Origin of the sequence: uncultured Limosilactobacillus sp., assembly GCF_934202705.1 — a bacterium.
Lineage (GTDB): Bacteria > Bacillota > Bacilli > Lactobacillales > Lactobacillaceae > Limosilactobacillus.
Genome location: NZ_CAKPYE010000002.1, coordinates 107,821 through 119,613, shown reverse-complemented (window position 1 = coordinate 119,613; position 11,793 = coordinate 107,821). Strand labels below are relative to the sequence as shown.

At 41.7% G+C, this 11,793-nt stretch carries 10 protein-coding genes and 1 riboswitch; of the genes, 7 read left to right on the top strand and 3 right to left on the bottom strand.

Annotated features, from left to right (window positions below):
- Positions 1 to 421 precede the first annotated feature (421 nt).
- Positions 422 to 901, top strand: a complete 480-nt coding sequence (gene rlmH / locus Q0C76_RS01855) for a 23S rRNA (pseudouridine(1915)-N(3))-methyltransferase RlmH (protein ID WP_295728959.1) — start codon at positions 422 to 424, stop codon at positions 899 to 901.
- 341 nt (positions 902 to 1,242) lie between these two features.
- Positions 1,243 to 2,415 carry an iron-containing alcohol dehydrogenase gene (locus tag Q0C76_RS01850; protein WP_295728956.1) on the top strand — a complete coding sequence of 391 codons (1,173 nt, stop codon included), beginning with the start codon at positions 1,243 to 1,245 and terminating at the stop codon, positions 2,413 to 2,415.
- A gap of 77 nt (positions 2,416 to 2,492) precedes the next feature.
- On the opposite strand, the gene Q0C76_RS01845 is transcribed toward Q0C76_RS01850, so the two are convergent.
- From Q0C76_RS01845 to Q0C76_RS01835, 3 genes are read right to left on the bottom strand one after another with little or no spacing between them, the layout of a single operon-like run.
- The gene (locus Q0C76_RS01845) at positions 2,493 to 3,524 is read right to left on the bottom strand and encodes a PTS sugar transporter subunit IIC (protein WP_295728953.1); all 1,032 of its coding nucleotides are present in this window, start codon (positions 3,522 to 3,524) and stop codon (positions 2,493 to 2,495) included.
- A 19-nt stretch (positions 3,525 to 3,543) separates the two neighbouring features.
- Positions 3,544 to 4,539, bottom strand: a complete 996-nt coding sequence (locus Q0C76_RS01840) for a D-2-hydroxyacid dehydrogenase (RefSeq protein ID WP_295728951.1) — start codon at positions 4,537 to 4,539, stop codon at positions 3,544 to 3,546.
- Positions 4,540 to 4,552: 13 nt separating this feature from the next.
- Positions 4,553 to 5,734, bottom strand: a complete 1,182-nt coding sequence (locus tag Q0C76_RS01835) for an aminotransferase class I/II-fold pyridoxal phosphate-dependent enzyme (protein ID WP_295728948.1) — start codon at positions 5,732 to 5,734, stop codon at positions 4,553 to 4,555.
- Positions 5,735 to 6,137: 403 nt separating this feature from the next.
- On the opposite strand from Q0C76_RS01835, the gene Q0C76_RS01830 reads away from it, so the two are divergent.
- The 5 genes from Q0C76_RS01830 (at position 6,138) to Q0C76_RS01810 (ending at position 11,790) form a co-directional block, all read left to right on the top strand.
- Positions 6,138 to 6,365 (top strand): transcriptional regulator, encoded by a 228-nt coding sequence (locus tag Q0C76_RS01830; protein WP_295728947.1) that lies wholly within the window; start codon positions 6,138 to 6,140, stop codon positions 6,363 to 6,365.
- Positions 6,366 to 6,440: 75 nt separating this feature from the next.
- Positions 6,441 to 8,615 (top strand): ATP-dependent Clp protease ATP-binding subunit, encoded by a 2,175-nt coding sequence (locus Q0C76_RS01825; protein WP_295728945.1) that lies wholly within the window; start codon positions 6,441 to 6,443, stop codon positions 8,613 to 8,615.
- Positions 8,616 to 9,076: 461 nt separating this feature from the next.
- Positions 9,077 to 10,237, top strand: a complete 1,161-nt coding sequence (locus Q0C76_RS01820) for a hypothetical protein (RefSeq protein WP_295728942.1) — start codon at positions 9,077 to 9,079, stop codon at positions 10,235 to 10,237.
- An 82-nt stretch (positions 10,238 to 10,319) separates the two neighbouring features.
- Positions 10,320 to 10,412, top strand: a riboswitch (TPP riboswitch).
- Between the two features lie 89 nt (positions 10,413 to 10,501).
- Entirely contained in the window at positions 10,502 to 11,080 is a 579-nt protein-coding gene (locus Q0C76_RS01815; RefSeq protein WP_295728939.1) for an ECF transporter S component, read from the top strand.
- On the top strand, positions 11,080 to 11,790 hold the full coding sequence (locus tag Q0C76_RS01810; protein ID WP_295728936.1) for a TatD family hydrolase: 711 nt from the start codon (positions 11,080 to 11,082) through the stop codon (positions 11,788 to 11,790). The genes Q0C76_RS01815 and Q0C76_RS01810 overlap by 1 nt, the downstream gene beginning before the upstream one ends.
- Positions 11,791 to 11,793: the final 3 nt, after the last annotated feature.

Sequence of the window (11,793 nt, the reverse complement as noted above, 5' to 3'; positions counted from 1 at the left end):
TTAATTGTAAAACCAAAATATTTACGAACTATTTTTGATAAATTGGTGGAAACTTGGTAACGGTGGAAAAGTTATCCACATAATTATCCACAGCCTGTTGATAGTTGGTTTAATGGCATTTATGGTTGTGTAAAAAGTTATCCACAGATTTTGTCCACAACTGTTAATAAGTGGATTAAATATTAATGAATGTGGCGAAAACCTATGTTAGATAAGGGATGACGGATGTTATAGCGAACGATTGTTTTTGTTAACAATGTGGATAAATAAGCTTGCTCATAACGCGTAGACCAAAATAAAAAGACCGAACGTCATAAGTTATCCACGTCTACTTGTTGATAACTTGTGGAAAAATTGTTGAAAAGTGGCAGTTATTCACATGATGTTACAATAAAATAAAAAAATGAGGAATTGGTGCAAGATGAATATTAAGATTATCGGTGTTGGTAAGGTCAAGGAAAAGTATTTTAAAGATGGGATTGCAGAATATCAAAAGCGACTAGGTCGATTTTGTAAATTTAAAATTGTTGAAGTCTCAGATAAACCGGCTCCGGAATCTTTGAGCCAAAATGAAATGGATGAAGTCATGGCGAAGGAAGGCGAGCGGATTTTAAACAAAATTAAGGATCGTGAGTATGTTTTTGCATTAGCAATACAAGGAAAAGAGCGAACTTCTGAAGCGTTTGCGAAAGAAATTAATCAACTTGCGACGTATGGCCACAGTGACATTACGTTTGTAATTGGCGGGTCACTTGGTTTAAGTCCAGCGGTTTTACAACGCGCGAATGCTGAAATTTCGTTTGGCAGATTTACGTTACCGCACAAGTTAATGCGACTGGTGCTTACTGAACAGATATACCGTGCTTTTACGATTATTAATGGGCTTCCTTATCATAAATAGGTAGTAATCGGCTGATGACAAGAAAGGTAACGGCATCTTATCGCAAACTAGCAGCGAATCCGCAACAGTAGCTTCGCTGCTGGGACTTGCTGACTTATCATTACTTGGTCTTTGGTTCAAAAAACGAAAAGTAAAGAGCTAGGTTCAGGTTATTATTCTCCCTTAAATCAAAAGTGAACAAACTCTTAGTAAATTCCTCAAATTGATTATGAAGGCAATTTGGGGAGCTTTTTGTCTGGTACAAATTAAGTAAAGTGTTTTATCTTGACTGATTTGTGTTGATTTTCACAAAGTTGGTACTACAATCAATATTGTAATGAATTTATTTGGAGGCAATCAGCATGGAAAGACAATTTGATTTCTTAATGCCAAGTGTTAACTTCTTTGGACCAGGGGTAATAGCTAAAATTGGTGATCGGGCAAAGATGCTTGGAATGCACAAGGTACTAGTGGTTACTGGTGGTCACATTGGCAAGATTGAAAATGGACCAGTAGATCAGACTGTTACTTCCCTTCAAAAGGCGGGCGTTGATTACGTCATCTTTGATGGGGCGGAAGAAAACCCTAAGATTCGTGATATTAAAAAGGGTAAGCAAATTTACCTGGATGAAGGATGTGACAGTATTATCACAGTTGGTGGTGGTTCTGCTCATGATTGTGGTAAGGGGATTGGGATTATCCTAACCAACGGTGATGATATTACAAAACTTGCTGGAATTGAGACGCTCGACAAGCCATTACCACCATTGATGGCTGTTAACACGACTGCGGGAACCGGTTCTGAATTAACCCGGCATGCGGTAATTACTAATGAAGATACTCATCTGAAGTTTGTAGTTGTTTCATGGCGTAATATTCCATTAGTATCATTCAATGATCCAATGCTAATGCTTGATATTCCACAAGCAACCACTGCGGCTACTGGTTTAGATGCATATGTTCAAGCGGTTGAGCCTTTTGTTTCAGTCGATCATAATGACATTACCGATAGTCAATGTGAAAAGGCAATTCAGATCATTCAACAATACTTACCAGAAGCAGTTGCCAATGGTCATAATGTTGAAGCACGGACGAAGATGGTTGAAGGTGAAATGCTTGCCGGAATGGCCTTCAACAACGCTAACTTAGGTTACGTTCATGCAATGGCTCACCAACTTGGTGGTCAATATGATGCTCCGCATGGTGTTTGCTGTGCTTTAATGCTACCAGTAGTTGAAGAATGGAACATCATTGCATGCCCAGACCGCTTTGCAAAGCTTGCAGAAATCATGGGGTATGATACGACTGGAATGACAACAATGGAAGCAGCCCACAAATCTATTGATGGGATGCGTGAATTAGCTAAGTCAATTGGTATTCCTGACTCCATTAAGGCAATTGGCGCCAAACCGGAAGACTTTGAATTAATGGCAAAGAATGCTTTGAAGGACGGCAACGCCTTCTCGAACCCACGGAAGGGAACGGTTGAAGAAGTTGTTAAGCTTTTCCAAAAGGCATATGATGGTATTTACTAAAGACTAAACAAAATTACTTGATAACACAAAAAATGGGATCGCTAAAAGCGGTCCCGTTTTTTGTTTCATGTGAAACATTAAAGATTTAATTTTAGATCAGTTGGATGAACGAATGAAGTTCGTTTCACAAAGATGAAATTCATTAATCCAGCACAAATGACCGGAATTACTACAAAGACGAGGATAATCCTTAAGAGCAGGAATGAACCGCTAGAATGCTGATAAGCGGTCAGGGGGCCAATCAATCCTGAAAAGCCAAAACCTGCAGAGAACGGTGTCCCGTTCATTTTGAAGATGGTTGCAAAAAGTCCAGAGATTCCTGAAGCGATAATGACCGGGATAAAAAGCTTAGGCTTTTCTAACATATTAGCCATTTGAATTTTTGGTGAGCCCAAGAAATGGGCAAGGGTGCCCCCGATTGGGTTGACTGAAGCGCCCATCCAGGCAAGTGTGAATGAGCAGGCAACGATCCCGGCATTGGCCGCTCCTGAACCAACGCCAGAAAGGGAGATTGCCATCGCAATTGCAACGGATGAAATTGGTGAAACGATTAGGACACCAAAAATAATACCGAGAACAGCACCCATTAGTAGTGGTGACATGCTTGTTGCAGCTTGGACGACTTGGCCAATGGCATTTTGAATTACCACCATTATTGGCATGGTGAGTAAACTAATTCCACCAGCGATTAGTAGCACCAATAATGATTCTAAAATCATCTTGAATTGCCCTAGATATTGATCGAGCAGAATAACCACGATTGAGGCAACGAAGGTGGTAAGCATGATATTAAGAATGACTCCAGAACCATTAAGCAAAAAGGCGGCTTTTTGTGGGGTCGCGTTTCCTGCGGCAACGAACGTAGCTAATGCCATTGACCCAACTTGTAATGTTGAGAACTTTAAAATCATTCCAACCGCAAAGGCGGCAATAAATGGAAAAGCAGCCTGGGCGAGGTTAATCATATGAGTGATGCCAGTAGTGACGGAATTAATTGGACAGAACTGAAGTAATTGTGATAAGAGCGCACTCGGAATTAGCGCAATGACGATGGCAATGGCGTTTCCATTTAAGGTTGCCATCGTTAATTCTTTGAGCTTGGCTTTCATTTAAAAACTCTCCTTAAAATTAATTAAATTCGTGTGGTGAAGGTTGACCAGCAAGAATGGTTAAAACATCGGTCAGCGAGATATCAACCATGTTTTTAACGGCGATATTGGTAAAGAAAGCAATGTGGGGAGTTAGGATCACGTTGTCCATCGCATGTAATTGTTTGACGAGTGGTAATGCATCCAGACCATCTTGGCGATGATCCTGATTGAAGAGATGTTCTTCACCTTCAACGGTGTCTAAAGCGGCTGCGGCAATTTCATGATTCTGGAGGGCCGTTACTAAATCAGCCGTGACGACTACTGGCCCGCGACTAGCATTTACTAATCCTGCGGTCGGTTTCATTAATTTAAAGTCATCGCTGGTCATTAATCCTTTAGAACTGTCATTCAGATCAACATGGAGAGAGATCACGTCTGATTGCTTCAATAATTCTTCTTTGGAGACGTATTCGACAATCCCGTTCATTTCTTCTCGGGGGTTGATATCATAGCCAAGCACACGGGCATCAAGTGCCTTTAATAGTTTCGCAAGGGTCCCGCCAATGCGCCCGACACCGATGATCCCAATGGTAGCGGAATGAATTTCCATTGCCTGGAGGCCAGCCCAACGATAGTCATTTTCTGCGACTCGGTGATCAAAAGCATACGATTTACGGAGGAGACGGAAGGTTTGCATTAAAGCATGTTCAGCAACACTTCTTGGAGAATAAGCAGGGACGTTAGTAACCTTCAAACCATGTTGATGAGCCAGTGGTACGTTAATAGTATCCACGCCGGCGGTTCGGGTACTGATTTGCTTCAACCCATTGGCCTGAAGAATGGCGTATGCGTTATCAGGAACGTTCGCGTGCTGCTGGATAACGAGTCCATCGATTCCCTTCGTCATGGCAATTACTTCGTCGTCAATGAAAGGTTTCGCGGTTGTGACTATTTCTACCTGATGTTTTTCAGCAAACTCATTAATTGCTTTTTGTTCGTCTGGACGAACGCTAGTCATTAAGATCTTGGTCATTATTAAAATCCTCCTATTTCTTTAACATTGTTTGAATGCGTTCAACTGCAAGTTGCAAATTGTCCATACTGGTTGCGTAACTCATCCGGAGATAACCAGCGCCGCCAGCACCAAAATATGAACCAGGAATGACAGCGACTTTACCATCTTTTGCTAATTTTGTGGCAAATGCAACGTCATCAGTACCTTGATCAGCAGGCAATTTAGCAAAAACATAAAATGCACCATTTGGTGTTGCCACTGAAAAACCAAGCTTTTTTAAGGCATTTACCAGGAAGTCACGACGCTTTTCATAAGCGTCCTTCATTTTGAGGGTTGCTTGGTAACCTTCATCGCTATCAAAAATTGGTACGGCCGCAGCCATTGCGGGGTCAGAAGGAGAGGTAATCATAATGGAGTGGACCATTCCAAGGCGCTTCATTAGTTCAGCAGGCGCTGCCATAAAACCAATTCGATAGCCGGTCATTGCACCAGATTTAGAAGCCCCATTCAGGACAATTGTTTGGTCAGGGATGAATTGAGCAATTGAGGTATGGTGACCACCGTAGATCAATTCTGAGTAAATCTCATCAGCGATTACCACAAGGTTAGTATCAGCTAAGACATCCGCCAGCGCTTTTAGTTGATCAGCAGAATAAGTGACACCCGTTGGGTTTGACGGATAGTTCAGGACAATGGCTTTGACGTTTTGGTGATGTTGAAGGGCGTCCTTTAAAATGCCTGGGGTAAGAACAAAATTATGATTACTGGTATCAATATTAATAGCTTCACCGCCGAGAAGGTTAACAACTGCTTCATAAAGCGGGAAAGTTGGTGTCGGGATTAACACTTGGTCACCCTGACTAATAATGGCAAAGAGTGATGCGTAAATGGCTTCGGTGGCCCCAATCGTCACGGCAATCTCAGTGTCGGCATCATAATTAAGTCGGTAGTGTTTCTGGAGATAATGAGCAATTGCTTTACGGAGTGCTGGTGTTCCTGATCCAGCAGAATAGTGTGAATCATTATCATTAATACTGTTAATTGCCGCTTGCTTAGCAACTGTCGGGACGTTAAAGTCCGGTTCACCAAGGGTTAATTTAACAATCCCAGGGATCTGACTTGCTTGGTTATCGAAAACGCGGATGGGAGTTGGTTGAACTCGGGTAAGATTAGGATTGAATTGTTTGCTTAAACTAGCTTTCATTTTTGGCATGGAAATGTCCTCCTTTAAATAAAAAACCCGGGGATTGCAGAGGCCTGCAACACCCGGGAGCGCTCGTTTCTTAAATGGTAGTATGCCAAATTAAGGTTGGTCGGCTTCCGGATGAATTAATCCTAGAAGCCATCACAAAAGATTACTGGCTCTAGGAGATGGAGTTCCAAAACCAGTAACTAAAGGCATTATTTGGTTGATATGAAGATAATGCTGACATTTGTGTTACCTCTTTTAATTTGATTAATTATATTCTAATCGAAATTTAATCAATGTCAACGATTATTATAAAGATAAGTGATAATTAATATCAAAATTATTTCACTTTTTTGATATATTACACTTGTGGTATACCACAAATATGGTATAATAGAATTACAAAATGTGAAGGGAGTGAGCAGTAATGCGGATTGATGTTAAGAGCTATCTTAATGAAAATCACCTGACGATTTATCAGGTTGCTAAAGTTTCCGGATACGGCTACACCACTTTGCATAAGTCGTTTAATAAACAACAATCAATGGCAACGTCATTAAACTTACGTGACCTAGATGCGATCGCACAGGCCCGCCATCAACAGATGTGGCAAGTCTTACGCGATTTAGAAGAACACTATTTATTGGACGACTAATTCTGATTAGCTGTATGATGAATTTGATTGAGATGTTAATAAGAAAATAATTAAACCAATAGGGAGGAACGTATTATGGCACAAAATCCAAGAGACCCATTTGACAACGACATGAATGACATTTTTAACCAATTAATGGGAGGGATGAATGGCTTTAATTCAGATAACCGACGTTATTTAATTAACGGTCGTGAAGTCACTCCTGAAGAATTTGCTCAATATCGGCAAACTGGACATTTACCTGGCGGGGCTGCGCCACAGCAACCGGGCCAAACGAATGGTCAACCAAATAATGGCAAAGAAACAGTTCTCCAAAAATTAGGACGGAATTTAACTGAAGAAGCTCGTCAAGGCAAGCTTGACCCAGTGATTGGTCGAAATAAAGAAATCCAAGAAACGGCAGAAATTTTGAGTCGGCGAACGAAGAATAATCCAGTCCTAGTTGGTGATGCCGGTGTTGGTAAGACAGCGGTTGTTGAAGGACTAGCACAAGCAATTGTGTCCGGTGATGTTCCAGCGCCAATTAAGGATAAGGAAATTATCAGTATTGATATTTCTGGATTGGAAGCTGGTACCCAATACCGTGGTAGTTTTGAAGAGAATATTCAGAAGTTAATTGATGAAGTCAAAAAGGCAGGAAATATCATTCTCTTCTTTGACGAAATTCACCAAATTATCGGCGCTGGTTCGACTGGATCCGATAGTGGTTCGAAGGGGATGGCTGATATTATTAAGCCAGCCTTATCACGTGGTGAAATTACGGTGATTGGGGCTACTACTCAAGATGAGTACCGCAATACCATTATGAAAGACGCAGCCTTAGCACGGCGGTTTAACCCAGTAACGGTTAATGCGCCAAGCAAGGCTGATACGTTGGCAATTTTGAAGGGAATTCGGAGTCTTTACGAACGACATCACAATGTCAAATTGCCGGATGATGTTCTGCAAGCGGCAGTTGATTATTCTGTTCAATACATTCCACAACGGTCCTTACCAGATAAGGCAATTGACCTGATTGATATGACAGCGGCGCACTTAGCTGCTAAACACCCGGTAAAGGATGTCAAAGAAATCGAAAAGGAAATTGAACAAGAAGAAAAGAAGCAAAAGGACGCAGCTAAAAAGGAAGATTACAAAGCTGCGCAAGAAGCAAAGGATAAGATCGATGATTTGAAGAAACAAATCAAGGATCATTCCAAGCAAGAAGAAGTTACGGCAACCCCCGAAGATGTTGCTGCCGCTGTTGAACAAATGACAGGCATTCCAGTTTCCAAGATTGGTGCTAGTGACGTTCAACGGTTAAAGGAAATGGACAAGCGACTTGAAGGTAAAGTTATTGGCCAAGATGAAGCGGTTGAAGCAGTTGCGCGGGCCATTCGGCGGAACCGAGCTGGCTTTGACGAAGGCAACCGTCCAATTGGGAGCTTCCTCTTCGTTGGACCAACTGGGGTTGGTAAGACTGAACTGGCTAAGCAATTAGCCCTTGATATGTTTGGTTCGAAGAATGACATTATCCGTTTGGATATGTCGGAATACTCTGACCGGACTGCGGTTTCCAAGCTAATTGGGACCACTGCTGGTTACGTTGGCTACGATGACAACTCGAATACCTTGACTGAAAAAGTTCGTCGTCATCCATATTCCATCATTCTCTTAGATGAAATTGAAAAGGCAAATCCACAAGTGATTACATTGCTTCTCCAAGTCTTAGATGATGGTCGTTTGACTGATGGTCAAGGTAACACCGTTGACTTTAAGAACACAGTGATCATTGCCACATCCAACGCTGGGTACTCCAATGATGCGCCAGTTAAGCTTGGTGACGAAAAAGACGAAGAAGACTTGATCAAGAAGTTGACCACTTACTTCCGTCCAGAATTCCTTAACCGGTTCAATGCGATTGTTGAATTCCATAGCTTAACCAAAGATGATCTGCAAAAGATTGTTGATTTGATGATCAGTGATGTTAACAAGACGTTAGCTAAGAAGGAGATGGATGTAAAAGTCACACCAACGGCTAAGCAATTCTTGATTGACCAAGGCTATGATGAAGCGATGGGTGCACGGCCGTTGCGGCGAGTGATTGAACAGCAAATTCGTGACAAGGTAACTGATTACTACCTTGACCACCTTGATGCTAAGCACTTAGTGGCTGAAATGAAGGATGGTAAATTAGAAATCGTTGACGCGAAGGATGCTGAAAAGGATGATCAGCAAGAATACTCAACGGAGGATGAGAAGAAAGACTAAGCGTTAACAAGCTAAATAAGGTGTTATGGTCGAACGGCGACCATAGCACCTTTTTTACTTCATTAAGGGAATTCAACATTAGTAATGGTTAATAAAAAATTTTTCTTCTTTCTATATCTCACGATTTTATGTCGCAAATTTAAAAACTGAATCTTGACTTTTCAGGAGGGTTCCAGTATTGTTCAAGACAACTTATTGACGAAGGGAGCTTGAATGATGAAAACACGTTTTGAACAACTTAGTTGGCAAGTCTGGTTCGTTATTTGATCGCATCGCGTGTTTTCTCACAGGTACGATCAATTTTGAGGTTTCTCAATGCGTACCTGTGCTGGCTCAAAAGATAAAGACCGCACAGTTTCAGTCACGCTGTGTGGTCTTTTTTGCATTCATTATCTAGACTACACATTTGAAGTTGAGAAACCGGTATACACAAACGGCACAACATGTTTGGAGGTTTTAGAATGTCCGTAGTCTTAGATTTAACAACCATTTTAGTTCTATATGCGGTGAGCGAATTTGTTGCCCGCAAGACTCACGCAGTAGTAGATACAGTCCTCACGATTTCAGTACTGGCCCTGTTCGGGTTCTGGGCAGGAATTTTTCCGCAAAACATGTTTAAGGTCAGCGGAATAGATTCTTTTGGGATGGCAATTGTCGGTCTTATGTTAGTTTCATTGGGAACAACGATTAATTTAGCGGAACTTAAACGGCAGTCTAAAGTGGTGATGATCGCAATTTTATGTGCCGCTGGGGCGAGTTGTTTAATTATTATCGTTGCGATTTTGCTGAACAGACAGAATTATGGAATTGTTGGCGCCCCGATTTACGCAGGAGGTAATGCGGCCACTTTAGTCCTGTTAAATGCTTTAAAGGTTAATCACTTACAGACACTGACCACGTATGCATTAGCGGTCTTAACGTTTCAGAATTTTATTGGGATTCCAATTGCGACATATGCTTTAAAGAAAGAGTCGCAGCGGTTATTAGATGGTGATTTCCCGGTAGAGGTCATCAACGATTCGGCCGAGCAAGCTGTTAAAAAGCCGTTGGCATTAACCCATACGATGAATACCCCGATTATGTGTCTCACGAAACTTGGTTTGGTAGCATCATTGAGCTATGGAATTAGCTTGCTGGTTCATGGCGTAGTTAATTACCTAGTGATTTGCTTTGTTTTAGGAATCCTCTTCTATCAATTAGGGTTTTTAGATCAGGAAATATTAGGGAAAACCGGGTCGAGCGCCCTCATTACCTTTTTAGTGACTGTGGTGATTCTTGATAGTCTGGCTGATACAAGCCCGCACCAGGTGCTGGTAGTATTAGGTCCGCTAATGCTTTGCCTGGTAGTAGGGACAATTGGATCGGTATTGACGGCGACGCTAATAAGTCGGGTTAGTGACATTTCATTACCAATGGCCATTGCCTTAGGGATGACTTGTACATTTGGCTTTCCGACAACAATGATTATGTCACAAGAAATCGCTGCAAGTGCTGGACGGACAATTCAGGAACAGCAAGCCTTGGAAAGATATTTCATGCCGAAAATGTTAACGGCCGGACTAGTAACGGTAACCCTGATCTCGGTCTTTTTTGCCGGATTTGCCATTAATTACTTAAGTTAGTCGCCGGTTATCATTGATTTAAGCAAAGTAACAACTGGTTGCAATTATTCAGCAGTATGCTATGATTGCTTTTGTAAAAAAGTGAACCTGTCTGGGGTGCTATTTATTTAGCTGAGAGATACCCATAGAACCTGATCTAGTTAACACTAGCGGAGGGAGACAGCAATTATTTCGATGTGTAAATAATCCAATAATGGCTTCTCCACTGACGGGGAAGCCTTTTTAATTGATTGGACTGTTGGCAAGAATAGTAAGGAGAAAATAATGTTTAAACGTTATACACATTGGAATTTGACGTCAATTATTCGGGTCGCCTTAGTTGGGATCCTCTTTGGTGCCATCTACATGTTACTGGTTAACACAGTTTATAACTTGGTAAAAATGGCCCTAACCCCACTGGGGATTGGACCATTGGTTGATACGATTCTATCTGGGTTGTGGTATATGGCCGGACCGATTTCAATTTATTTGGTACCGACGATTGGTTCTTCGGTTGTTGGTGAAACCATCGCGTCCACGATTGAAATGTTTTTCGGTGGCCAATGGGGTGCGCTAACCATTGTTGAAGGGTTGATTCAAGGGGCTGGTAATGAACTTGGTTTCTTTCCAAAGCAATCACGGTATGTCCGATGCAGCTGGGGAAGCGTTCTGTTAGGGTCTTTTGGCGCCCACTTGGGAGGTTTTATCCCTTCGTACTTCATTTATGGGTGGAACCACTTCAGCGTGAGTTTACAAATCGCGATGTTTATTAGTGGAGCATTGTCGTCGCTAGTGTTCGACGGGATACTGGTTAAACTGATTATGAATTTACTGGATCGTGCATTGTCCCCTGAGGTACGGTGATGTTAATTGATATTCACTGTCATAATGATGAGAATCAGCAAATTATTCAGGTGCAGCAACGACACCAGATGCGGAGTATGATCAGTTCGACAAGTAACACAGAGTATGAAAGAAATCGTCAAGTTGTTAATGCTCAGCAAAAATTAAGTTATGGTGTTCACCCATGGCAAACAATCCAGGAAACGGTTAACATGAACTTACTAGCACAGGTTTCAGTTGTTGGTGAAATCGGGCTTGATACGACGTGGACAGCAGTGCCATTGGATATTCAACGATCCGTCTTGAAAAAACAATTGGAATTTGCGGCTGCTTATCATAAACCAGTTGTTTTACATGTTAAGGGATGTGAGCGGGAACTTTTAGAGCATATTCAGGAGTTTCCAACAGTGCATAAGTTGGTTCATTGGTACTCCGCAAATTACTGGTTAAAACAATATCTAGCGGTACCCAATATTTGGTTTTCCGTGGGTCCCGATGTGTTTAATAATTTGGCGGTCAAAAATGTTGCTCAGCAGGTTCCTTCTACACAATTGTTTATTGAAAGTGATGGTCTGGAAGGAATCTCGTGGGCACAGCATAAGTCGATTAATGAGATTAATTATTGGCAGACGATGCAGCTCTTATATAAAGAGGTTGCTTGTTTGAGAAGGGGAACCGCAATCGAATTAGAACAACAGATTGAACAAAATTGGCAGCATTTTTTTGCTTAGCAA

Coding starts and splice junctions, on each gene's coding strand:
- Q0C76_RS01830 (WP_295728947.1), top strand. CDS start 6,138: ATGCGGATTGATGTTAAGAGCTATCTTAATGAAAATCACCTGACGATT.
- Q0C76_RS01820 (WP_295728942.1), top strand. CDS start 9,077: ATGTCCGTAGTCTTAGATTTAACAACCATTTTAGTTCTATATGCGGTG.
- Q0C76_RS01815 (WP_295728939.1), top strand. CDS start 10,502: ATGTTTAAACGTTATACACATTGGAATTTGACGTCAATTATTCGGGTC.
- Q0C76_RS01850 (WP_295728956.1), top strand. CDS start 1,243: ATGGAAAGACAATTTGATTTCTTAATGCCAAGTGTTAACTTCTTTGGA.
- rlmH (WP_295728959.1), top strand. CDS start 422: ATGAATATTAAGATTATCGGTGTTGGTAAGGTCAAGGAAAAGTATTTT.
- Q0C76_RS01810 (WP_295728936.1), top strand. CDS start 11,080: ATGTTAATTGATATTCACTGTCATAATGATGAGAATCAGCAAATTATT.
- Q0C76_RS01840 (WP_295728951.1), bottom strand. CDS start 4,539: ATGACCAAGATCTTAATGACTAGCGTTCGTCCAGACGAACAAAAAGCA.
- Q0C76_RS01845 (WP_295728953.1), bottom strand. CDS start 3,524: ATGAAAGCCAAGCTCAAAGAATTAACGATGGCAACCTTAAATGGAAAC.
- Q0C76_RS01835 (WP_295728948.1), bottom strand. CDS start 5,734: ATGCCAAAAATGAAAGCTAGTTTAAGCAAACAATTCAATCCTAATCTT.
- Q0C76_RS01825 (WP_295728945.1), top strand. CDS start 6,441: ATGGCACAAAATCCAAGAGACCCATTTGACAACGACATGAATGACATT.